Raw genomic sequence first — 21,550 nt, 5'->3', positions numbered from 1 at the left:
CACCTTCGGGTGGCTTTTTTATATACTGATCAGAATCAAATCTATACATATTAGAAATGGTGATTCAAATTCGACAGATTTTCATTATTTTATTGATCGTGATGTTTGTTCCAGTATTGGGCATGATCTTTTTGGCCCCACAGCCTGAAATGCATTGGCAACATGCTATTTTAGAATTCATCACACAAAAACTAAAAATTCAGACTGGAGCATCTGGACCATTCCCTTTTTATACGGTAACTGTTGCTGCGTATTTTTCTGTATTTAGCACAATTTGGGCCATCATTTTATTCTGGATGATTTGGCGAGAAGAACGGGATCGTATTCCCAAAATCACACAATTTAAGTTTTGGGATGGTCTAATCCTAAGCACATTCAGCATTGGATTTATTTATTTTAGCTTTTTGATGATGCAATGGCATTTTTCGAAACTAGATATGACAGTGGGTTTGAGCCGAAATGGTTATCTATTCCAAAACTTGTATCAATATAAACTTGGTATTGTTTTTGGGGAGTTATTTTTTAGTTCTTTTTTGCTATTCAGTCAGTTAATGATTTTTATGGCAGTGTATGGGCTTATTATTTCATTAAAGAAAAATAGAGATCCAACAGAATAAGTATGGGGCATCTTTGGATGGCTCTTTTACACTTTGAAGCAGAATGACTAAAAAAAATCACATAACAAAAGGCATAAAGTTTTATGCTTAAACGTAAATCTATAATTAAGTACAAGGTTTAACAATATGAATTTTAATAAAAAAATGATTTTAAGCGTATTTGGGGTGATGGCAGCGAGTTCATCATTTGCAGCACCCATGCCCAATGCCATTGTGATTGAAGATAAAGCGGTAGTCCCTATTGTAAAAACCCAAGTGATTCGAACCATGCCGGGTAGAGCGCCTGTTCGTACCGTGAATGCCACCATTTTTGAAGTGACGAATAAGGGTAAAGATGTTGTTGCACGCGATGTGGTGATTGTGGATGACAAGGCTGAATTTTCTGATGAAAAATGAAAGCACCTATGGTGCAAAAAGGCAGTGTCATTGTGCCGACTTCAAAAATTGAAGTAGATTCAAAAGTGATAAGAGAGGGTGAAGTGGTTGCTGAAGGAAAGCAACTAGATGCTTCTGGAGTTGAGTTTAAAAAAGGGCAAGCGCCTGTACAGAAGAACTTGAAAATGAATCAAATTAAAAATCCTGAACATAGTAAGAGTGCAACCCATGCTGTAATTCAAAATGATGGCAAAACCACTAAAGATGTAGTGGTCATTAAGAATGAGTAGTATGAGCTAGACTTTGTTAGTCCTGCGGTTACAAAATCTTCGTAATTTTATGGGGATTTTTACATAAAACTTCATCTTCGCTCCTTAATACTTTTATACAGTTAATGCTAGGACAAATAGAACATGGAGATACACTCATGAAAAAATTGATGAATTTAGCCATTATTGCAACAGTTTCTGCATTCTTTTTCACAGGATGTAGCAATATGTCGACATCAGAGCAGCGCGTAGGTGCAGCGGCCTTAGGTGGTGCTGTGGGTGGTGGTGTTGGTAGTCGTGTAGGTGGCAGTACGGGTGCTGCTCTTGGTGCAGGTGCAGGTGCCGCGGTAGGAAGTAAATCCCAAAATGGTTCGACCAAGAATGCAACCTATAGTGGTGTCGGTGCAGGTGTCGGTGCCGTGATTGGTAAGTCGGTATTTGGTGGTGATGCAGGTGCTGCAATTGGTGGGGCAATTGGCGGTGGTGCTGGCGCTGCAATAGAAAATAATAAGCGATAGTCGATGTTTGATTTGAAATTTTGAGCGTTGAAAAAAGGTGCTGAATGAGGCACCTTTTTTATTTTAAATCGGGTTTGGATTTTTTACGGCGAATGTAGACCGTTTTTTCGACTTCAGCAATGCGCACTCCAGTTTCATCATAAATACTTAACTGATAAATACGATTGACTGGAGAATAGTCCTCTGCCAGCGTTTTAATGTGTTTAATTTCGGCTGCATCAATTCGGATATCGGCATAGACTGTACCACGTCCAGGGGATAAAAACTGAATCTTGGCAGCTTTGTCCCAGACGATGTATTTTGAGCCAAGGTGATGCATCAGCAACAACATGTAGAATGGATCAATCATCGAATAAAGACTGCCACCAAAATGTACCCCAACAATATTTTGGTTCTTGCGTGTCAGGGGCATTTTGACCCGAATATGGTAGTTCGGAAAATCGATCTTTTCGACCTGAATGCCAGCACCCCGATAAGGAGCGTAATGATTCAGGATAAATTTAGTGATGGCTGGAATGCCTTGTAATCTTTTGAGAATACTCATGATGCAAAATATTTTTCTTAGAGTCTGATCTCATCTTAACCTGACATCCAAAAAAAGCAAATGAAGCGACGGTAGCTCGTCTGATTGTAGAAAAATTACGATAAAACAAAAAGGAAAGACAATATGCAAGTCCAAACCCAATGGGTAACAACCACAGATCATCAGCGCCTTTATGTAAAAGCATGGGGGGAAGTACACAATCCAGCCTTGGTTTTGGTGCATGGTTATCCTGATAATCAGGAAGTATGGGAGCCTGTAATCCAGTTATTGGTCAACCAATTTTATATTATTAGCTATGATGTGCGTGGAGCAGGGCAATCTTCTGTACCCAAATCGATTCAGGCTTATGCTTTGCCACAACTCTCGGCAGATTTGCAGGCGGTGGTCGACAGTGTACTGCCTCAGCGTGATTTTCATCTGGCGGCGCATGATTGGGGCTCTATACAATCTTGGGAATCGGTGACGGATCAGCACTTCGGGCCGCGGATTTTATCCTATACCACGATTTCTGGTCCGTGTTTAGATCACGCTGCATTTTGGATGCGTGAGCAATTTAAGACACAACCACAACAGTTTTTGAAACAACTGGGCAAGTCATGGTACATCATGGCATTTCATCTCCCACTCGTGGCGCCTACGGTTTGGCGTTTCTTTAAACCGCAGTATTGGGGACGCGTGCTACAAAAGTTGGAACATACTCAGGACTTGCCATTAAATACGCATATTGCCAAAGATGGTCAGTATGGCGTGGGGCTGTATCGGGCGAACTTTCTACCCAGACTGACTCAGCCGCGACAACGCTTTGCTCAATGTGCAGTACAAGCCATTGTGTTGAAGAAGGATAATTTTGTCAGCCCAGCACTGATTGATGAAATGCCAAAGTGGAGTCCAGATTTCCAACGGGTCGATTTAGATGCCAACCATTGGGCGATTTTGAGTCAGCCTGAACAAGTGGCTTCGTATATTCAGCGCTTTATCGAACGTAATCAACTCGCTAGTTAAACTGTCACTTGCTTTGCCAAGCGTGTTCCTAGACCAAGAGAAGAAAGAGAAGTAATTTTCAGTTTTAACTCTGATAGAATGCTTCTTTTTTTCTCATACTTGTGTGTTATGTTCGCGATTATTGCTGCTATTACAGTCATGTTCGGACTGTCTTTAGCTCGTGTTCCTGTGGTATTTGCATTGGTTACTGGTGCAGTTACAGGAGGTTTGTTGGCTGGTTTAGGCTTGCAAGGTACACTGGATGCTTTTAACAATGGGCTAGGAGGCGGGGCAAAAATTGCTTTGGCTTATGGCATCTTAGGGGCATTTGCATTGGCTTTGGCTCGTTCAGGTTTACCTGATTTACTGGCCTATAAATTAATTAAAACGGTGAAAAATGAAGCAGATCACAAAGCACAAACCAAAGTGAAATATGTGATCTTTTTTACCGTGGCTTTAGCAGCAGTTTTTTCACAGAACTTGATTCCTGTACATATCGCGTTTATTCCAGTATTGATTCCACCGCTATTGAGTGTATTTAACCACTTAAATTTAGACCGTCGCGCAGTCGCTTGTTTGCTGACTTTTGGTCTCGTGGCAACTTATATGTGTTTGCCTGTCGGCTTCGGTGCTATTTTCTTAAATGACATTTTGGCACATAACATCAATACCTTTGGTAAGCCTTACGGTTTTTCCATCACCAATGAGCAAATTCCACATGCGATGATTATTCCTGTGGCAGGTATGTTCTTGGGCTTATTAACCGCAGTCTTTTTTAGCTATCGAAAACCGCGTGTATATGAAGATTTAGAAGTCGGCAATACCCTTCACCGTATTTCAATTGATGTAAATCAGAACCATGATGGTAAGCCACAAATCGCTCAATTTACCTTGTGGATGGCAGCATTTGCCGTGCTTGCGACTCTAGCAGTGCAGTTATATTCAGACTCTATGATCCTTGCGGGTCTGGTTGGGGTAGCCATTTTAAGCTGCGCGGGCATTTTCAAGTGGAAAGAAGCGGATGATGTGATCATTAGCGGTATGCGGATGATGGCTTTGATTGGTTTTATTATGATTGCAGCACAAGGTTTTGCAGCAGTGATTGAAGCGACCAATCAGGTTCCTGCCTTGGTTGAAGCATCTGTTGAATGGATTGGTAACAGTAAAGCCCTTGCCGCCTTCCTTATGCTGTTGATTGGTTTGTTGATTACCTTGGGGATTGGTTCCTCTTTCTCGACTGTGCCGATTTTAGCGATTATCTATGTTCCATTATGTCTTCAGTTTGGTTTCAGTCCATCCGCGACGATTGCGATTATTGGAACTGCTGCTGCGCTTGGTGATGCAGGCTCACCCGCATCAGATTCAACACTAGGCCCAACTTCAGGTTTAAATATGGATGGTCAACACGATCACATGCGCGATAGTGTAGTGCCAACATTTATTCATTTTAATATTCCTTTATTGGTCTTTGGTTGGATTGCCGCAATGGTACTTTAATTAAATGCTGAGTATTTTAATCTATTTTATTTTAATAGATTAAAAGGTGTATTTAAAATATATTAATAAATATGGTTATATTAAAAACTTGAGTAATATACTCTGAATATAATAATAAATATCTGATTAATATGGTTGGTTTTAAATACCAACCATATTGGTCAATTTAAAATAAATATTTATATTAATCATGTGTTTAAAAATAAATTCAATTTATATTAATTAATGGGTCTTGCATATTAATAATGGTCTTGTTTAATATTAATTAAGCGTTAAGTTTCTTATTATAAAAAGGTTGGTTTATTATGTTAAAACAAGCTGCTCTTATTGCATTAATGGGGATTTCGGCATCTGCGATGGCAGGTGGCTGGCAGGCAAAAGTAGGAGCTTCAGTTCTTTCTCCAACAGGTGATTCAACTTTAGCACCAGGTCTTTTAGTGGAAGCAGATCACGAGTTTGGTTTTACGCCTTCTATTGAATATTTCTTTGGTGATTCTCCTATTTCTGCTGAATTATTATTGGCAACCCCATTTAATCATGATGTGCTTTTAAATGGCAGCAAAGTGGCGAGTGTAAAACACTTACCACCAACCATTACTGCAAAATATAACTTTAAAAATTCAACCCGTTTCACACCCTATATTGGGGTAGGTGGAACAGCATTTATTGCTTGGGATGAAGAAGGTGTCGCAAAAGACGTTAAAAACGATTATGGCTTTGCAGGTCAGATTGGTTTTAATTTCCAACCAGCAGATGCGAAAAATTGGGGTGTATATTTAGATGTGCGTTATGCTGATTTAAGCCCAGAAGTTACATTGGACGATGCGACTGCTCAGGCGGTAGGGAAAAATAAATTTGATTTAAATATCGATCCAATAGTTTATACCATCGGTTATAGCTATAAATTCTAAGTAATAAAAATAACAAGAATAATAACAGCGCTAAAACCTCATCATTTGATGGGGTTTTTTTATTGTTTTGTTCGGCTCTAGAGCAAGCAACAATCTTTCACCATGTAGACGCAAAAGATTACACTTTATGTTACTGATTTTGTTTAAATTGAATAAAAAATAGAGTAATTCAACATGCGGATTTTAAAAATAATAGTATTGGTGATGACTGCATTGTTTAACGTGGCTGGTTATGCTGCTAGCTTTGATTGTACACGTGCTGAAACCGTGACAGAGCATAAGATTTGCCATCAATTAAACTTGAATGATGCCGATGTGAAAATGGCGACCAGCTATAATATTTTAAAGCGGTTGGTGCCCATGGGAACCCGTTCTGTGATTCAGGATGAACAGGTGAAATGGCTGCGTTTACGTGACCAATGTCGGGATAACCTGCGTTGTTTAACGGATGTGTATGCGATGCGTCAGCAACGTTTGGATTTATATTTACAGCAGATCTATCAACGCGGACCTTACTAAATGCGCAAATGTTGAAAAAAAATTCAATTGCTATTGAAAAATCATCGAGTCACTCCAATTCATTAAGCATCCGATAAAAACACTGTGTGCATGAATTCGAGGAACGTTATATGAGCGAACACAATACACAAAAACATAGCTTTCAAGCGGAAGTAGCGCAATTACTCCATTTGGTGACCCACTCACTTTATTCAAACCCAGAAATCTTTTTGCGTGAGTTAATTTCGAATGCGTCTGATGCCTGCGATAAACTGCGTTTTGAAGGTATTAACCACCCTGAGTTTTATGAAAATGACCCGAATTTACATGTGCGGGTCATTTTAGATAAAGAACAAAAAACACTGACGATTTCTGATAATGGTATTGGTCTGACTGAACAAGAAGCAATTGATAACCTTGGAACGATTGCCAAGTCGGGTACCAAGGACTTTATGTCAAAACTGACAGGTGATCAAAAAGCCGATGCACAGTTAATTGGTCAGTTTGGTGTCGGTTTTTATTCGGGCTTTATTGTCGCGGATAAGATTACAGTTGAATCACGTCATGCGGGTGCGCCTGAGCAAGAAGCGGTACGCTGGATCAGTGGTGGTACAGGTGACTTTGAAGTTAAGCAAATTGAAAAAGCAACTCGTGGTACAGACATTATTCTGCACTTACGTGAAGATGCTTTAGACTATTTAGAAAGCTATAAAGTTAAGCAAATCATTAACAAATATTCCGACCATATTAGCTTGCCAATTGAAATGCAAAAAGAGGTTTGGCAAGAAGAAGAAGTAGCCGAAGGTGAAACACCGAAAGGCGGTCAGATGGTCAAAACGGATGAATGGGAAGCGATTAACTCGGCCAGTGCTTTATGGACACGCAGTAAAAATGAAGTCACTGAAGAGCAATATATCGAGTTTTATAAGAACTTGAGTCATGATTTTGACGCTCCATTGGCATGGGCACATAACCGTGTCGAAGGTAGTACCGAATATACGCAATTACTGTACATTCCAAGCAAGGCACCGCACGATATTTTCACTCGTGAGGCTAAAGCTGGTATCAAGCTGTATGTGAAGCGTGTCTTTATTATGGACGATGCAGATAATTTAATTCCAAATTATCTCCGCTTTGTGCAAGGTGTGGTGGATAGTGCAGATTTACCGCTGAATGTCAGCCGTGAACTGTTACAAGAAAGCCGTGATGTTCGAACCATTCGTGAAGGTAATGCGCGCCGTATTTTGACCGTGTTGGATGCTCTGGCGAAATCGGAAGATGAGCAAGACCAAGAGAAATTCAAAACTTTCTATGCTGAATTTGGTTCAGTTTTGAAAGAAGGTTTGGGTGAAGATTTTGGTAACCGTGAGCGTATCTTAAAGTTATTACGTTTTGCGACTTCAACGAATGATGACATTAGCACCTCTTTAGCAGACTATAAAGCACGCATGAAAGAAGGGCAGAAAGCCATTTACTATGTGACCGCGGACAGTTTAAATGCTGCGAAGAACTCGCCACAATTAGAGCTGTTTAAGAAAAAAGGCATTGAAGTATTATTGATGGCTGACCGAGTAGATGAATGGGCCATGAATTTTGTCCAAGACTTCGATGGTACGCCAATGCAAAACGTGTCTAAAGGTGCAGTGGATTTAGGCGATTTGCAAGATGCCGAAGAGAAGAAAGCACTTGAAGCGGCTGCTGAGCAATTTAAACCTGTCGTGGATAAATTGTCGGATGCCTTAAAAACGAAAACCAAAGAAGTTCGTGTGACCACACGTTTAGTTGATTCACCAGCGTGTTTAGTGACCAGTGAAGGTGAGCTTTCACCACAACTTATCCGTATGTTGAAACAAGCGGGTCAGACCGTCCCTGAAAGTAAACCAATTCTGGAAATTAACCCTGAACATCCATTGGTGAAAAAACTTGATGGCACCAGCCATTTTGAAGACCTTGCCAATGTGATCTTTGATCAAGCCGTGATTGCAGAAGGTGGGTTACCTGAAAATCCAGTGGAATATGTGAAGCGTATTAATCAGTTGTTACTAAAATAAGGCAAGAGCTGATGTAAAAAGGCAACCTATTATAGGTTGCCTTTTTTATTGATCAACAGATGTGGATAAACGCGAAGTTATCCACAATGGGGTTAAAAGAGTGCTTCTAAACGGAGTAGGGTACTGAAAAAGTGGCTACGATCGGCACGATGATCATTGTAATAATTGATATCGGTTTGCACATAAAACCACTCACGCCATAGGGGTTGCCGCCAAGAAATAAAAGGTCCCCAGCTATTTAAGCGTAAATCTGAATTATCTAAATATCCACCCGTGTAAAGCCCGTAGTTAAACTGATTGCCTTGGAAGAATTGATGTTGGCGGAAGGCATAGTTGTCCCAATTCAAGTCATCTTTCTGCATATCGGCATAGGTCAAGCTAAACTGGTCACTTAAAAAAGCTTCATGAGGACGTGCATGGGTCAGCTCTAAGTTGGTTCTTAAATAATTTTCACTGTCTACGCCATAACGGTAAATCTGTTCAGCATGGAAGAAAAAGTCATTTTCTAGCGCCCAATCCTTTTTGGCTTTCAAACGAAGATAAATGTCATCTCCCGAACGTACCCCGACGTCAACATCGGTTGCAAATGGCAGTCGTTTGGAAATATCCGACCAACGTAAAGCCAATGAGCTATTGGCATCTCGGTTTTGGCGACGATCATAAGCTTTGTCATTGTCTGGGCTAGGTGGGTTTTCATTGGTAATGGCCACGTTGTTGGCCAACTCGTTATCGAGTGAGTCATCACCAAAGACCAGACTGAGTTTTTTTTCTAAGTTGGGCAAATTGATCTTACCGCGAATACGAGGTTTAACGTCGTATTCATCATATCTGTTCCAACGGTTATCAATCAGTACCCTTAAAGTGGCAGAAGCTGGGGTGTCGGTATTTTTCTCACCAAACCAACCATCAATGTTCTGAGAGGTATCATCCGCCCAGTTACGAATGCGCTTCTGTTGACGATCGACCCAAGTCTGATTTTCTGTGACTACCGTTAAAGGCACAATTTGTTCATCGGATTGTTCTGGTAGCACTGTTGGGGCTGAATCGACCCAACGTGGAATCGTATAGAACACGCTATCTTCTGGGGTAGGTGCTTGTTCGATGGTATAAGGGGGCGCTGGGGAAATTTCTTGTGTGTCACTGGTATTTGCCCAGCTTGAGGTATGCCCCATCCCCAAGGCAACCATCAACACAAGTGGCTGGGTAAAAGTTTTTCTCATTGTAGGCATTATCATGATCTTTTATTCTAAATTTACTTCACCAGTTTGGTAAATTTTAGGGATGAAAATCAAGCTTTTGCTACAAAATAAAATAAATTAATGGCCAATATGGATTTGAATGGCATCATGCAATTTTGAAGCCGAAATGGGTTGTGGTAGCGTTTGAATAATCCTTTGGATTAATTGCCATGACACGCCCTGATTACGATCTAAGAGAATATAAGGATAAGCGGGTTCTTCACGTGATAGTTGTAGTCGGGCCTGACCATGAATGACACGAATTTTCTGACGTTCTTTCAGCAAGATAATCGGGGTTGTGTAGTTGGCTGAGGTTTCTTCAAATGCAATTAATTTATGCTTTTGAATGCATTTTGCAGGAATAAACGGTTGATAGGTTTCAGTGCGCCAGACTAATTCGGCTTGTTCGCTATACAGTTCAAAAAATTGCTCTGCATTCTTACATTGTTTGAGGGATTGCTCATTTGGCAGAAGCTTGAGTGCGGTAAGCTCATAGGCATAATGCTGGCTGACAATATTGCCGAGGCGTATGGCATGTAATTGATCTTCTGCGCCTAAAATCACAACAAATTTAACAAAGCGTCCTTGAGCATTGATTTGCTCGGCTAAATAAACAGGTTGATTGATATACTGTTCTAGTTGTGAAGCCGAGATAATAATCTCAAGTAGAGGCATGATCTCAGGAATATTTTCTAGCGTTAAACTACAAAGCTCTGACTCTTGTGCTTGAGGGAATTGTAATGCGCTTAAACGACATTTCCACTGTCCAAGCTCAACCACTTGTGGCAATAGATGATTGGATTTGAGCGGCAGAGTGGCTGCTTTAGGGAGTGAAGTCACTGCTGCTACATTGGTCGAACGCAACGAGGGCGCTGCATCCTCTTCTTTAGGGCTTAATTCAAGCATGTTGATTGTGAGACTTGGTGAATCTGACTCCAGAGCTTGAATTGGGTCGGTTGAGACGGTCAAATTTTGCTGTAGCGTGAGTGGTTCAAAAGAAAAGGGGCTAGGGGCTGTGTTTGATGCAATTATGCTTTCCGCTTTTTTAGAACTAGCAAATGAAACAGCGCTTTTTTTACTGGTTTTAAAATTTTTAGCCGTTTCAACGGACAGTTGATTCAGCTCAGCATCCGTTTTTAATGCCGCATAGATTTCTTGTTGTTCTAGCATCCAAGCATAATTTTGTTCAAGCCCACTCCAGTCACTGATGAGCGCGGTACGATGTGGGGCTGGGATATACCAGAGTTGAAAGCCCATATTTGCGCGATATAAAATGGCCCATCCCATGTTCGGATGTTGTTCAAGGGCGTGCTCTAAGGCATGATCATGCAGAAATACGCCTCGAAAGGTTTGTCTATACAATGAATGTTTAGCAAATTCATCTGCTGCATGCTCGGGATGCATATGGCATTTAAAATTCAGAATTTGCTTTTTAAAAATCGGCTCATCACAACGTAAAAAGATTTCTTTAATACGGCATTTTGATTTAGCAATTTCATAAAATGACAAAGGCCGCTGGTCTAAGCCATGAATAAGACCTTGTAATTCCTTGGCTAAATGGGCTTTTTCTAAAACATTCATAGACAGTCTTTATAGATGCTGTTGAGCCTTTTCCAAATAACTTGCCAAAACAATATTGGCCGCTATTTCTAATAATTTATATTCTGTAGACGTGTGTTGAGGATAGCGTTCTGCCATAGCAATCAATTCATCCAAATTAATTGCTTGAGGGGGAACGGTTCCTTGAATCAGGGCTTGAATATCTTGCATGTACATAAAATCAAATTCCTCGATTAATGCATCTAGATCACTTGATTATATGGATTTATAAGAAAAAAACATGAAAATTTTTGTCATCTTTGACGCATTTCTAGGCGAATATGACATTTATTTAAAATTTTTGATTAAAAATATTCGTAACAATTCATTTTAACCGCACTACAACGACACCTGCTGTTGAAAAAGAGGAAGGGTTTGAACATTTTTACGTGTTGTTTTAAACGTTTATGCAGATCTCAGCCATAAAAAAACAGCCCGCTTGAGGGCTGTTTTTTAGCATATAAACAACTCAGTCTTAGGCAGCATCTTTTGCTGGCGCAGAGGCATCTTGAGCAATATGTTCAGTTGGTGTTGCTGTTGAGGTTTGTGTTTTTACATCATCTTGCACAGGGAAATTTGGTACAAAAACCACTTGAGCAGAAACTTGAGCAGAAATAGCAAATGCGGCAATAGCCAAAATAGATTTCATGATTGACATAAAAATCACCTTGATAACAGAGAGAATATCCAAAATGGATAAGGAGAAAAAATAAGCAAATTAATAATATCAAAAAATGATCAAAAAGTGATGTATTTTATCCAGAAAAAAGATGAACGTGCAGTCAAATTATTGTTCTAAATCAATGTAATAGAGTTATTACTCTAAGATTGCCTTAACGGTTAAGACAATCTTGTGCTTGTGAAAAAATGGTGAAAAATAAACCATTTAACGGTGTTGAGACTGCCGCTTTTGATACATTTTTGCACTCATAATACCGAGAACAGCACCAGAAAAAGGGCTGAGTTTGGGGAGAAATCGTCCTGCAATTGCACCCATCACGGCACCTGCAAAGGCGGGAGAGATGCGAGATTTTCTTTTTGTCTGGGTTGATCTGGCTCGGGAAAAATCTTGTGTAGCGGGGGAGTCAATCATTTGATTTGGAGGAGCTTGATGATTCATATAAACCTCATGTCAAAGTTGGATAAGTCACTTACTGTTCTAGCCTATCCCAGTGTTCTGTAAGGATTGTCATGTTCCTGTGTACTGATAGCTGGCTTTATGCAGGCGAATTGTGTTGATTGTTGATGAAAATGTGTACTGCGTATGGATTCAGTCGGATCCGTTTTTTTAGGCAAGGCGCTTTATTTATGGCAAAAAAAAGCCTCCAAAGTTTGCACTCAGGAGGCTTTGAAAACCGAAGCAGTTAAACTGTGGAATACTTATTTCGGTTGTTCTGATGCTGGATCACATTGTCCATTAACATCACATTGATTTGCGTCAGGCGCTGTATCTGTATCATGTGCTGTTTCCATCGCTTTTTCTAAAACTTGTAAGAAAACTTCGCGTGGTTGTGCACCAGCTAAAGCAACGCGCTGATCAAACACAAAGAAAGGTACGCCCGTCACTTGGAGTTGATCACGTGCCACTTCTTGATCGAATTTAACAAAGTCGGCGTATTCATCTGAATTGAGTACGTCATCGACTTCAACAGGATTTAGTCCGATACGCGCAGCAACATCTTCAATGGTTTCACGCTCACCAATCGGCAAACCTTGAGTCATATAGCTGTAGAAGAAGGCTTCTTTGGCTTCTGAACCCAAACCTTTGCTTTGCGCCAAGTGGATAATACGGTGTGCATTGAAGGTATTGCCAGAATTGGCATTTTCCCAATTAAACTCAATCCCTTCTGCTGCTGCCATAGTGGCAATATTGCGTTGCATGTCTTCGACTTCGGCAAGAGTACGACCATATTTTTGTGCCAAACGCTCAGAATTTGAAATTTCTTGGCGTGTTGGGGCGTCTGGATCAAGTTCAAAACTGTGCCAATGCACTTCCAGTTCTACACCAGCTTGCTCCGCTGCAGCTTCTAAACGTTTTTTTCCGATATAGCAAAATGGACAAACGACATCGGACCAAATATCAACACGCATGTAATTTCTCTAAAAAGTAACAGTAGCAATTCAGAAAATGATGGGGATGATTCCTAGAATTTAAAGCAAATGAGATGAAAAAAAGCGTTGTGTTACATGTAATGGGCATCGTGCGCTTTCATTCACAAATGACCGTTTATCTGACAACCAAACTGGATGTGGCTGGAAAATATACAATACGGTCTGGGTTATGTATTACATAATCCTGATATATCTCTAATTTTGGGATGGTTTTATGAATTTGTGGAAATATCTTACTGCACTTCCTTTGACTTTGGTTTTGATGCCGACGGGTGTTCAAGCCAACGGTGAAATCGTGAGTTTACCGACATTTAAAGTCATGGCGGAGTCAGAACTACGTGCAGAATCAGGTGTCATTCCTTATCAGCAAGATGAAAATATTCGTAAGGCGTTACAGCATCGGATGATGCAATTACAGGATGATACGCAGTCTTTTGTGGTGGATCCGACTCTCGTGCATAATCTAGATATTTTAGCCCCTGCTGCAACACCAGATTTAGGGTCATTGCCCCCATTATTGCGCGAGCATGTGTTAAATATTGCCGCGGGTTTACAGTCATCTGACCCGACTGAGGGGCTGTATATTATGTTGCAACCTTTTGGGATTGATCGGAATGCGAAAAATGTCCAAATTGTGCGTGAACAAATTTCTATTGGGCAAGTCGATTATAATTTTATGCAAGGGAATCAACCGAATACGCAGTTACCCCGAGCACCCACTACAAAATAAAACCTTCAATATTTTAAAGCTAAAGCATTGTTATTGTTACTTGAATTTGCAGTACATCATGATTTTGTAAGCGTAATAACATGATGAAATATTCAGCATGTTCTGTTGTTTGCTATGATAGATGCAAAGGGGAGTCGGAGCGGACTATGCCACGTATCTTTCTGGTTTTAGGATTAGCCACTGCCGCTGTATTTGGTGGATTATTTTATCAATATCATGCGCAACAAAAAGAAGCGATACAACTCGAACAATATCAAAAGGTGCTGTACGAAAAAACCGATTTAATTTACGCCCAAGCCAAAGACTGGAACAAGCCCATAGACGTCGATGTGACCGATACACGCTTACAGGGTGATTATGAGGTGATGGCCAGTTTTGTTTTGAGCCAGATGATTCAAAGTGCCGAAGCGCGTAATGCTTATTTGCGTGAGTTAAAAGCGATTCATTGGGATGAATTTTTAAATATTGAGCGCTTGAATAAGGACAAAAAACAGAATTATCAAGAAACCGACTTGATGTTGCAGCAAGCACACGCCTTGGCAACAGAGTATCAGGTCAAGATTGAACAAGCGCAACAAAATGCCTTAGAGCAAGCGAAACAACTGCCGATTCAATCGCGTTATCGCCATCAACTGGCAGAAAATTTGCGGGAAAGTGATAAGAAAAATGAGGCTTTAGCGTTATTTGAAATAGAAAAACAAGTGCTTGAAAAAGCCGATCAGATTTTTTTGGTGTTAAAAAATAACCGTTGGCAGAGCAAAAATAATACCTTCATGTTTTATGATGATGCAGCATTAAAACAATTTAATACGTTGTATCAAGAGGTGTTAAAACTGAATGCACAGATGAAACAGATCCAGCAGAAAAATCAAAAGGCGCTGGAACAAAAGCATGAATAAACACGAGATCAGTGTCATATAACTTTAAAATGATTGCGTTAAGTTAGAACTGTTGAACACCTTTACGCATCAGATTTAAAGCAGGTACAGCAATGAAAACCATTCAGGTCTTTGATGATATTCAACAGGTATATGTGGAATTTTTACAAAATAAAGCCTATCCCAAACTGGAAAGTTTGAGTAACTGGGGTAAAAACCGTTTTTTCTTTAGCCAACATTTCCATTTAATTGAAGACTGGCACCATACCGAACAAATTGTGATTGAGTTTAATCGGCAGTATTACAGTTTGGATACGGGCAGTGCTCCCGATTTTATGGACCAAGAAAAATACATGGCATGGTTGATGGCAGAGTTACTGGCTTAGCCGCTGGCATCAATTTTAGAAGTCCATCCATTGAATATGGACTTCTAGTTTTTCTAACACTAATCAAAGATTTTTTCGGCTGCTTGGAATGGCAGGCTGACGACATCGATTGCGACAGCAAAAGGCAGTAACACCAGTTTTTCAAAAGGATTGAGTCCCGATTTTGATTTGTAGCTTTCCTCTTGATAGCTATAAATGCTGACCTGATAAGGCTTACTCAAGGCTTTTAACGATGCCAAATTGTTCGCAGCAGGGTAGACCACACCAGCCAAAGCAACGTCGAAACAGAAGCGTTGCGCCTTCATGCGTTCATCACTATAAGTTGAACACTCCTTTGCGCCATTTTCGATAAAGAATTCGAGGTCTTTTTTACTGATGTCTTCTTTGAGTTTGACATAAGACAGTGGCAGTGTACCTGTGAAATGACCATCATTTTTCTCTGAATAGAAACTGAGTTCTTTGGTCATTTGAATATTTTTGGGGTCTAGTTTCGTGATCAGTGCGACAAACTGAGTCCCGCCTTGGGTCAATATATAACTATTTTTTTGTCCCGCAATGACCAAGCTGTTGGCAGGTAGGGTGGTGAGTGCTTGAGCGGGTTTACCGAATGCAACCACTTGGTCTTCAACTAAAGTGACTTTGTTGGAGCGGGTATAGGTTTTATTGTCTTTGGTCATCAGGGTTTTGGTGGCGCAACCTGTGAAAAGTGTCGCTAAGATGCCTGCACTGATGATGGTTTTTACTGGTGATGAAAACATCCGTCACTCCGAATTATGAAGAAGTTATAAAGCAAATTTTTTATTGTTGTTAAGCCTATCATTAAAAGATTCAAATGATTGTAAAAGCTTTTTTCTAAAAAATGAGAAAACTAATCTAACAGAAAAATAGATAGAAATAAGTTTACATTTTTAAGTAGGTAGGCTGTAAGAATAAGTTGGTTCTTTTCTTTTAGAAACTATCTATCAAATAACGATCAAAAAGCATCTATAAGAAAATCATCAAATATTTTTTTTAGATGCTAAAGATAAATAGCAATTTGTAATAAAAGACGGTTTAACTCATCAAATAACCATCAAAAAGCAAGTGTATGATTTATATTGTAAAAAAATAAAAACTTGAGTTGGTGATGATTTCTATCAAATAAAAATCACTACTTTTTGAGTTAGATTACGCCCAATGGGGAATATAGCGAGCATGTTTTCTTCCTTGCTCTGGATCGAAAGGTTTAATAAGACCTATTTCTAAGGTATCTTTGATTATTCTAGATGCAATAGCACTGTTTTGAGCTTCAATTTTGAATCGATCCCGTAAGCTTGCATTTGTAAGATAGTCTCTCTGAACATATTTGAGACAAGCATGTAAGTAGCATGCACGAATTTTTTCTTGAGTATCCATTTCTTTAAATTCTTTATGTGCAAATAGTACGATCCTAGTAGCATTGTCAAAATTTTCGAAAAGTGGCGGTGGCAGTTGAAAAAATTCTGTTTCATGTACAACTTTGTCAATACCACTACCACGTTCTTCACAGATACCAATTCTTCTCATTAAGGATGCAATGTTTTCATTTCGCGATTGAGGTGGACTATCGAGCAGGCGATCAATACTTACAAGGGGATTTCCAGGATTGGTAATTTCAATTCTATCTTTGAATATCTCAATTGTCGTACCCATACCTGAAATAGTGAAATCCTGATGGATGATGGCATTAGCTATTAACTCACGTATTGATAATTCAGGGTACATACTTACTTCGCGTCTTAGAGCCTTTCCGATGACTTCATTTTGAGGTAAAAGGTTATCTACATATGAAATAAGTCCCTCAAATCCTATGGCATAACCTTTGTCACCACTTTGCTCTTTAATTGTTTGAATGCGGTTGTTTCCAGCATATTGAATTACTCGGATAGCTTTCCTTTTTAGATGAGAGAACTTGTTTAATGACTTGGCAAATAATATTGCACCTAAATTTTTAATATCCCAATTTCCACTTTCATTTTTGATAATTAAACCTTCTGATTCCAACTGGTGCAGAATGCTGTCATGATTAGTTGGTAATGGATATGAAATTAAATCAAAGAATCCAGCATAATCAATTAAATTGAATAATTCAGAAGCTCTTAAATCGTGGGCTGCGATTTGCTGTTCGAATGGTGTTTTATCAAAGCATAGCCATAAGTTTTTTTCATGTTCAGGATATTGATCTAGTGGTTTCACATTTGATGAAATACGGATGTACTGTTGACCATTGAATGAGGTAGGTTGATTTTGTGCCTGAGGAATTTCTAGGATCACTACTTTTTTTTCGATAATTTCATGTTCATGTTCATGTTCATGTTCATGTGTAACTGGGATACTAACTTCATAAAACTTAAAATATATTTTTGGACTACATTGTTGCATCAACCAACTTTCTAAATCTTGATTACCTTTTTTGGCTAGATGTGGTTTAAAAGAAGTACCAACTATTTCATGATTTTCATCGTGAATTCCCCATATTAGATATCCATTACTTTTGTTCGCTAAAGTAGCAGAATTAGAAAGAGCGGAAATATATTTGCCAATACGTTCAGGTTCAGAAATATTCTCTTTGAATTCTAACCATGTAGTTTCACGAGGCATTTTTCTTAATTCATTTACTAAGCTAATTAAAAAATCCTGTGATTTTTCCATATAAGTCATATTGTATTTTAAAATTTGATATTTAACTGCATTGTACTTTTTTTATTCTGTTAAAAGAAACCCCGCAATAAGCGGGGTTTCTTCTCATCTCAGTATTTAATTAAACATTAAACACGTTCGATAATTGTCGCGATACCTTGACCAAGACCAATACACATGGTCGCAAGACCAATTTGTGTATCTTGTTGTTCCATCACGTTTAACAACGTCGTGGTAATACGCGCACCTGAACAGCCCAATGGGTGACCCAATGCAATCGCACCACCATTTAAGTTAATGATGTCTTGCTTGTCATACACGCCTAAGCCTTTCATTACTGATAAGCCTTGAGCTGCAAATGCTTCGTTTAACTCGATGGTTTGAATATCAGCCATCGTTAAACCAGCGCGTTTCAACGCTTTTTGAGTCGCAGGTACAGGACCATAACCCATGATTGCAGCATCACAACCTGCAACTGCCATAGAGCGAATTACAGCACGTGGCTTAAGACCTAAAGCAAGGGCACGTTCAGCAGACATCAATAACATTGCAGATGCACCGTCAGACAAAGCTGAAGATGTTGCTGCTGTTACTGAACCACCTTTAGGATCGAAAACTGGTTTCAATGCTTTGAATGCTTCAAGGTTGGCATCTGGACGAATCACTTCGTCGATGTCGCACAGGATTTTAAAACCATTTGCATCGTGACCTTCAACACCCACGATTTCGTTTTTGAAACGACCTTCTTGCGTTGCAGCCCAAGCGCGGCGGTGAGATTCAACACCAAACGCATCTTGTTCTTCACGGCTAATGCCATTCATACGACCTAACATCTCGGCAGTTAAGCCCATCATGTTAGATGCTTTTGCATAGTGTTTAGATGCTTCTGGATTCAGGTCGATGCCGTGCATCATGCCTACGTGACCCATGTGTTCTACACCACCGATGATGAAGATATCACCTTGGTTGGTAGCAATCTGTGCAGCAGCCGTGTGAAGCGCTTGCATAGATGAACCACAAAGACGGTTAACCGTTTGACCTGCCACAGTTTTTGGAAGGTCAGCCAATAAACCAATGTTACGGCCAATGTTCATACCTTGTTCTAAAGTCTGGTTTACACAGCCCCAGATCAGGTCTTCAACTTCATTGGTGTCAAACTGGTTACGAGCAACGAGTGCACGAACCAATTCAGCAGATAAGCTGTCGGCACGTACATTGCGGAACATACCGTTTTTGGTTTTACCCATTGCTGAACGTACGCCATCAACGATGACAACGTCACGTGGATTTAAAGTAGCCATTCACGTTGCTCCTTAACCGTAGAATTTTTTGTTGTTAGCAGCCATGTCACGCAACATTTGTGGCGCTTCATAAGCCTTACCTAAGTGTGCATATTTGTCGCAAAGTGCAACGTATTCAGCAACACCTGTTTGGTCGATGTAACGGCATGGACCACCACGGAATGGAGGGAAACCTACACCCATAATCATCGCCATGTCTGCTTCAGAAGCAGTCGCTACGATGTTGTCTTCTAGGCAACGAACAGTTTCGTTACAGAAAGCAAGCATCATACGGTCAATGATTTCTTGAGCATCAAATTCATGTTTTTCCGCAGTCGCAACAGAAGCAACCAGCTCGTATGCAGTTGGATCAACCACTTTGGCTTTTTTGCCTTTACGGTCAAGCTCGTATTTGTAGAAACCAACATCGTTCTTTTGGCCAAGACGTTTGTTTTCGTACATGGTTAAAGTCGCGCCTTTGAAATCTGGCTTCATACGGTCAGGGAAACCTTCCGCCATCACTTCTGCACCGTGAACGCCCGTGTCGATACCAACAACGTCGATGAGGTAAGCAGGACCCATAGGCCAGCCGAATTTTTCCATCACTTTGTCGACTTGTTGGAAGTCAGCACCGTCTTTCAATAGAAGGTCGAATGCACCGAAGTAAGGGAACAATACGCGGTTGACAAGGAAACCTGGGCAGTCGTTCACAACGATTGGAGTTTTACCCATTTTCTGAGCAAGAACTACAGTGGTCGCAATCGCTTCAGCAGAAGTCTTCTCACCACGGATCACTTCTACCAACGGCATCATGTGTACTGGGTTAAAGAAGTGCATACCCACGAAGTTTTCAGGACGTTGTAGGTTTTCAGCCAAACGTGTGATTGAAATCGTTGAAGTATTTGAAGCAATGATCGTGTTTTCACGAACGTGTTTCTCAGTTTCAGCCAGTACGATACCCTTCACTTTAGGGTTCTCTGTTACCGCTTCAATCACGATGTCCACTTCTTTAAACTCGTCATAGCTTAAAGTTGGACGGATGCGCGCAAGAGTTTCACCCATTTGCGCAGGTTTCATCTTCTTACGTTCAACTTGTTTGGTCAGTAAGCCATTGGCTTCTTTCATACCCAAAGCAAGTTGTGGATTACCAATGTCTTTCATGATAATAGGTGTGCCTTTGCTTGCCGCTTGGTAAGCAATACCACCACCCATGATACCCGCGCCTAATACAGCCGCTTGGTTGACAGGGTGCGCACCTTTTTCATATTTCTTCGAAGTTTTCTTCACCACTTGGTCATTAATGAATAGACCAATTAACGCATTTGCTTGTGGTGTAATCGCTGCTTTTGCAAAACCAGCTGCTTCAGCTTGAAGAGCTTCATTACGTGAAAGGCTTGCACCTGCTTGTAATGAGTCAAGTAGAAGTTTAGGCGCAGGGTATTGAGCAGGGTTTGCTTTTGCAAGGACCGCACCTTTCGCCGAGTTGAACGCCATCATTTGTTCAAGTTGGTTGAGCTTGACTGGGTCAATTTTTTCTTGACGTTTTGCTTTCCAGTCTACGCGACCAGCAAGTGCTTGTTTAACTAAATCAACAGCAGCATCTTGAAGTTTATCAGCCGTTACAACCGCATCTACAGCACCATCTTTGAGTGCAGCAGCAGGTTTTTTCGGCGCAGCCATCGCCATCCATTCAACCGCATTGTCGATACCAATCACGCGGCTTAAACGAACTGTACCACCGAAACCAGGGAAGATCCCGAGTTTGATTTCTGGTAAGCCAACTTGTGCTTGTTCAGACATGACACGGTAGTCACAGACTAAACACATTTCAAAACCACCGCCCAATGCCATACCATTGATTGCAGCAACTTTAGGAATATCTAAATCTTCAAAGCTATTGAAGATGTCATGTACAGGCATTGCCCAGTCGATAATCGCTTGTTCACCTTGCGCGAAATTTTCACCAAACTCGGTGATGTCTGCGCCAACGATGAATGTCGATTTACCTGAAGTAACAACTAAACCTTTTACTGAACTGTCTGCTTTTACAGCAGCAATAGCCGCTTTAAAATCTTCAATCGTTGCACGGTTAAATTTGTTGACCGACTCACCTTGTAAGTCAAAGCGGAATTCTGCAATTCCGTCCGAAAGCATTTGGACGGTAATGGCATTGCCAGCGTGGATCATGCCTGATCTCCTTTATTTTGGAGGACTTCTAAGTTGATGTTTTGAAGCGTGTTCGCTTGTTCTGCGCACGAAAATGCTTCGCTAATCTTACGATAACTATATCCAAAAAGAACATAACAAGTTGTATCAAGCAGTGACGCAATGGTCATCAATTTTAATTTCATTTACAGCAAAAATTATTGAGGTGAAAACCGTACTTAAAATTGTTCAATAAAATGCAT

The 21,550-nt window shown here is 40.3% G+C and carries 23 protein-coding genes; 12 read left to right on the top strand and 11 right to left on the bottom strand.

The window, feature by feature from the left end; all coding sequences use genetic code 11:
* Positions 1-149: 149 nt before the first annotated feature.
* The 4 genes from E0H87_RS06800 (at position 150) to E0H87_RS06790 (ending at position 1,779) form a co-directional block, all read left to right on the top strand.
* Complete coding sequence (locus tag E0H87_RS06800; protein ID WP_227547321.1) at positions 150-617, top strand: hypothetical protein; 468 nt, start codon at positions 150-152, stop codon at positions 615-617.
* A 126-nt stretch (positions 618-743) separates the two neighbouring features.
* Positions 744-1,013, top strand: a complete 270-nt coding sequence (locus E0H87_RS16165) for a hypothetical protein (RefSeq protein WP_227547320.1) — start codon at positions 744-746, stop codon at positions 1,011-1,013.
* A complete protein-coding gene (locus E0H87_RS16160) occupies positions 1,010-1,282 on the top strand; it encodes a hypothetical protein (RefSeq protein ID WP_227547319.1) in 273 nt (90 codons plus the stop codon). Before E0H87_RS16165 ends, E0H87_RS16160 begins: the two co-directional genes overlap by 4 nt.
* Before the next feature lie 137 nt (positions 1,283-1,419).
* The gene (locus E0H87_RS06790; RefSeq protein ID WP_131322891.1) at positions 1,420-1,779 is read left to right on the top strand and encodes a DNA transfer protein p32; all 360 of its coding nucleotides are present in this window, start codon (positions 1,420-1,422) and stop codon (positions 1,777-1,779) included.
* A gap of 58 nt (positions 1,780-1,837) precedes the next feature.
* Here the strand turns inward: E0H87_RS06790 and E0H87_RS06785 are convergent, their stop codons facing one another.
* Positions 1,838-2,323 (bottom strand): DUF4442 domain-containing protein, encoded by a 486-nt coding sequence (locus tag E0H87_RS06785; protein ID WP_131322890.1) that lies wholly within the window; start codon positions 2,321-2,323, stop codon positions 1,838-1,840.
* Between the two features lie 123 nt (positions 2,324-2,446).
* On the opposite strand from E0H87_RS06785, the gene E0H87_RS06780 reads away from it, so the two are divergent.
* The 5 genes from E0H87_RS06780 (at position 2,447) to htpG (ending at position 8,261) form a co-directional block, all read left to right on the top strand.
* A complete protein-coding gene (locus E0H87_RS06780) occupies positions 2,447-3,325 on the top strand; it encodes an alpha/beta fold hydrolase (protein ID WP_131322889.1) in 879 nt (292 codons plus the stop codon).
* Positions 3,326-3,433: 108 nt separating this feature from the next.
* Entirely contained in the window at positions 3,434-4,801 is a 1,368-nt protein-coding gene (locus E0H87_RS06775; protein ID WP_131322888.1) for a Na+/H+ antiporter family protein, read from the top strand.
* Positions 4,802-5,106: 305 nt separating this feature from the next.
* A complete protein-coding gene (locus E0H87_RS06770; protein WP_131322887.1) occupies positions 5,107-5,712 on the top strand; it encodes an OmpW/AlkL family protein in 606 nt (201 codons plus the stop codon).
* Between the two features lie 174 nt (positions 5,713-5,886).
* Entirely contained in the window at positions 5,887-6,231 is a 345-nt protein-coding gene (locus tag E0H87_RS06765; RefSeq protein ID WP_131322886.1) for a lysozyme inhibitor LprI family protein, read from the top strand.
* Positions 6,232-6,341: 110 nt separating this feature from the next.
* Complete coding sequence (gene htpG, locus E0H87_RS06760) at positions 6,342-8,261, top strand: molecular chaperone HtpG (protein WP_131322885.1); 1,920 nt, start codon at positions 6,342-6,344, stop codon at positions 8,259-8,261.
* A gap of 92 nt (positions 8,262-8,353) precedes the next feature.
* Here the strand turns inward: htpG and E0H87_RS06755 are convergent, their stop codons facing one another.
* The 6 genes from E0H87_RS06755 to E0H87_RS06730 form a co-directional block, all read right to left on the bottom strand.
* Positions 8,354-9,490 carry a hypothetical protein gene (locus E0H87_RS06755; protein WP_413773109.1) on the bottom strand — a complete coding sequence of 379 codons (1,137 nt, stop codon included), beginning with the start codon at positions 9,488-9,490 and terminating at the stop codon, positions 8,354-8,356.
* A gap of 87 nt (positions 9,491-9,577) precedes the next feature.
* Positions 9,578-11,080, bottom strand: a complete 1,503-nt coding sequence (locus tag E0H87_RS06750; RefSeq protein ID WP_131322884.1) for a hypothetical protein — start codon at positions 11,078-11,080, stop codon at positions 9,578-9,580.
* A 9-nt stretch (positions 11,081-11,089) separates the two neighbouring features.
* Complete coding sequence (locus E0H87_RS06745) at positions 11,090-11,269, bottom strand: hypothetical protein (protein ID WP_116758830.1); 180 nt, start codon at positions 11,267-11,269, stop codon at positions 11,090-11,092.
* Between the two features lie 304 nt (positions 11,270-11,573).
* The gene (locus E0H87_RS06740; protein ID WP_131322883.1) at positions 11,574-11,756 is read right to left on the bottom strand and encodes a hypothetical protein; all 183 of its coding nucleotides are present in this window, start codon (positions 11,754-11,756) and stop codon (positions 11,574-11,576) included.
* Positions 11,757-11,984: 228 nt separating this feature from the next.
* Complete coding sequence (locus E0H87_RS06735) at positions 11,985-12,218, bottom strand: hypothetical protein (protein WP_131322882.1); 234 nt, start codon at positions 12,216-12,218, stop codon at positions 11,985-11,987.
* 260 nt (positions 12,219-12,478) lie between these two features.
* Positions 12,479-13,189, bottom strand: a complete 711-nt coding sequence (locus E0H87_RS06730; RefSeq protein ID WP_131322881.1) for a DsbA family oxidoreductase — start codon at positions 13,187-13,189, stop codon at positions 12,479-12,481.
* Positions 13,190-13,424: 235 nt separating this feature from the next.
* On the opposite strand from E0H87_RS06730, the gene E0H87_RS06725 reads away from it, so the two are divergent.
* The 3 genes from E0H87_RS06725 to E0H87_RS06715 all read left to right on the top strand — a co-directional run bounded on the left by E0H87_RS06725 (position 13,425) and on the right by E0H87_RS06715 (position 15,204).
* Complete coding sequence (locus E0H87_RS06725) at positions 13,425-13,940, top strand: hypothetical protein (RefSeq protein WP_227547318.1); 516 nt, start codon at positions 13,425-13,427, stop codon at positions 13,938-13,940.
* A 146-nt stretch (positions 13,941-14,086) separates the two neighbouring features.
* On the top strand, positions 14,087-14,839 hold the full coding sequence (locus E0H87_RS06720; protein ID WP_131322880.1) for a hypothetical protein: 753 nt from the start codon (positions 14,087-14,089) through the stop codon (positions 14,837-14,839).
* A 92-nt stretch (positions 14,840-14,931) separates the two neighbouring features.
* Positions 14,932-15,204 carry a hypothetical protein gene (locus E0H87_RS06715; RefSeq protein ID WP_131322879.1) on the top strand — a complete coding sequence of 91 codons (273 nt, stop codon included), beginning with the start codon at positions 14,932-14,934 and terminating at the stop codon, positions 15,202-15,204.
* A gap of 59 nt (positions 15,205-15,263) precedes the next feature.
* Here E0H87_RS06715 and E0H87_RS06710 read toward each other — a convergent pair whose 3' ends face one another.
* The 4 genes from E0H87_RS06710 to fadB form a co-directional block, all read right to left on the bottom strand.
* Entirely contained in the window at positions 15,264-15,962 is a 699-nt protein-coding gene (locus E0H87_RS06710) for a hypothetical protein (RefSeq protein WP_131322878.1), read from the bottom strand.
* A 409-nt stretch (positions 15,963-16,371) separates the two neighbouring features.
* Positions 16,372-17,874 (bottom strand): ATP-binding protein, encoded by a 1,503-nt coding sequence (locus E0H87_RS06705; protein WP_264757383.1) that lies wholly within the window; start codon positions 17,872-17,874, stop codon positions 16,372-16,374.
* Between the two features lie 116 nt (positions 17,875-17,990).
* Positions 17,991-19,163: an acetyl-CoA C-acyltransferase FadA gene (gene fadA / locus E0H87_RS06700; protein ID WP_016168423.1), complete on the bottom strand. Its 1,173-nt coding sequence runs from the start codon at positions 19,161-19,163 to the stop codon at positions 17,991-17,993.
* A gap of 12 nt (positions 19,164-19,175) precedes the next feature.
* Positions 19,176-21,329 carry a fatty acid oxidation complex subunit alpha FadB gene (gene fadB / locus E0H87_RS06695; RefSeq protein WP_131322877.1) on the bottom strand — a complete coding sequence of 718 codons (2,154 nt, stop codon included), beginning with the start codon at positions 21,327-21,329 and terminating at the stop codon, positions 19,176-19,178.
* Positions 21,330-21,550: the final 221 nt, after the last annotated feature.

Origin of the sequence: Acinetobacter sp. ANC 4178 (assembly GCF_004331175.1) — a bacterium.
In the GTDB taxonomy this organism is placed as follows: Bacteria; Pseudomonadota; Gammaproteobacteria; order Pseudomonadales; family Moraxellaceae; genus Acinetobacter.
Note: the sequence above shows the minus strand (reverse complement) of the source record. Positions and strands in the feature narration are given on the sequence as shown.

Bases quoted from the DNA above. Each gene is read 5' to 3' on its own strand.
- E0H87_RS06800 (WP_227547321.1), top strand. From the start codon at position 150: ATGCATTGGCAACATGCTATTTTAGAATTCATCACACAAAAACTAAAA.
- E0H87_RS16165 (WP_227547320.1), top strand. From the start codon at position 744: ATGAATTTTAATAAAAAAATGATTTTAAGCGTATTTGGGGTGATGGCA.
- E0H87_RS16160 (WP_227547319.1), top strand. From the start codon at position 1,010: ATGAAAGCACCTATGGTGCAAAAAGGCAGTGTCATTGTGCCGACTTCA.
- E0H87_RS06790 (WP_131322891.1), top strand. From the start codon at position 1,420: ATGAAAAAATTGATGAATTTAGCCATTATTGCAACAGTTTCTGCATTC.
- E0H87_RS06785 (WP_131322890.1), bottom strand. From the start codon at position 2,323: ATGAGTATTCTCAAAAGATTACAAGGCATTCCAGCCATCACTAAATTT.
- E0H87_RS06780 (WP_131322889.1), top strand. From the start codon at position 2,447: ATGCAAGTCCAAACCCAATGGGTAACAACCACAGATCATCAGCGCCTT.
- E0H87_RS06775 (WP_131322888.1), top strand. From the start codon at position 3,434: ATGTTCGCGATTATTGCTGCTATTACAGTCATGTTCGGACTGTCTTTA.
- E0H87_RS06770 (WP_131322887.1), top strand. From the start codon at position 5,107: ATGTTAAAACAAGCTGCTCTTATTGCATTAATGGGGATTTCGGCATCT.
- E0H87_RS06765 (WP_131322886.1), top strand. From the start codon at position 5,887: ATGCGGATTTTAAAAATAATAGTATTGGTGATGACTGCATTGTTTAAC.
- htpG (WP_131322885.1), top strand. From the start codon at position 6,342: ATGAGCGAACACAATACACAAAAACATAGCTTTCAAGCGGAAGTAGCG.
- E0H87_RS06755 (WP_413773109.1), bottom strand. From the start codon at position 9,490: ATGCCTACAATGAGAAAAACTTTTACCCAGCCACTTGTGTTGATGGTT.
- E0H87_RS06750 (WP_131322884.1), bottom strand. From the start codon at position 11,080: ATGAATGTTTTAGAAAAAGCCCATTTAGCCAAGGAATTACAAGGTCTT.
- E0H87_RS06745 (WP_116758830.1), bottom strand. From the start codon at position 11,269: ATGCAAGATATTCAAGCCCTGATTCAAGGAACCGTTCCCCCTCAAGCA.
- E0H87_RS06740 (WP_131322883.1), bottom strand. From the start codon at position 11,756: ATGTCAATCATGAAATCTATTTTGGCTATTGCCGCATTTGCTATTTCT.
- E0H87_RS06735 (WP_131322882.1), bottom strand. From the start codon at position 12,218: ATGAATCATCAAGCTCCTCCAAATCAAATGATTGACTCCCCCGCTACA.
- E0H87_RS06730 (WP_131322881.1), bottom strand. From the start codon at position 13,189: ATGCGTGTTGATATTTGGTCCGATGTCGTTTGTCCATTTTGCTATATC.
- E0H87_RS06725 (WP_227547318.1), top strand. From the start codon at position 13,425: ATGAATTTGTGGAAATATCTTACTGCACTTCCTTTGACTTTGGTTTTG.
- E0H87_RS06720 (WP_131322880.1), top strand. From the start codon at position 14,087: ATGCCACGTATCTTTCTGGTTTTAGGATTAGCCACTGCCGCTGTATTT.
- E0H87_RS06715 (WP_131322879.1), top strand. From the start codon at position 14,932: ATGAAAACCATTCAGGTCTTTGATGATATTCAACAGGTATATGTGGAA.
- E0H87_RS06710 (WP_131322878.1), bottom strand. From the start codon at position 15,962: ATGTTTTCATCACCAGTAAAAACCATCATCAGTGCAGGCATCTTAGCG.
- E0H87_RS06705 (WP_264757383.1), bottom strand. From the start codon at position 17,874: ATGGAAAAATCACAGGATTTTTTAATTAGCTTAGTAAATGAATTAAGA.
- fadA (WP_016168423.1), bottom strand. From the start codon at position 19,163: ATGGCTACTTTAAATCCACGTGACGTTGTCATCGTTGATGGCGTACGT.
- fadB (WP_131322877.1), bottom strand. From the start codon at position 21,329: ATGATCCACGCTGGCAATGCCATTACCGTCCAAATGCTTTCGGACGGA.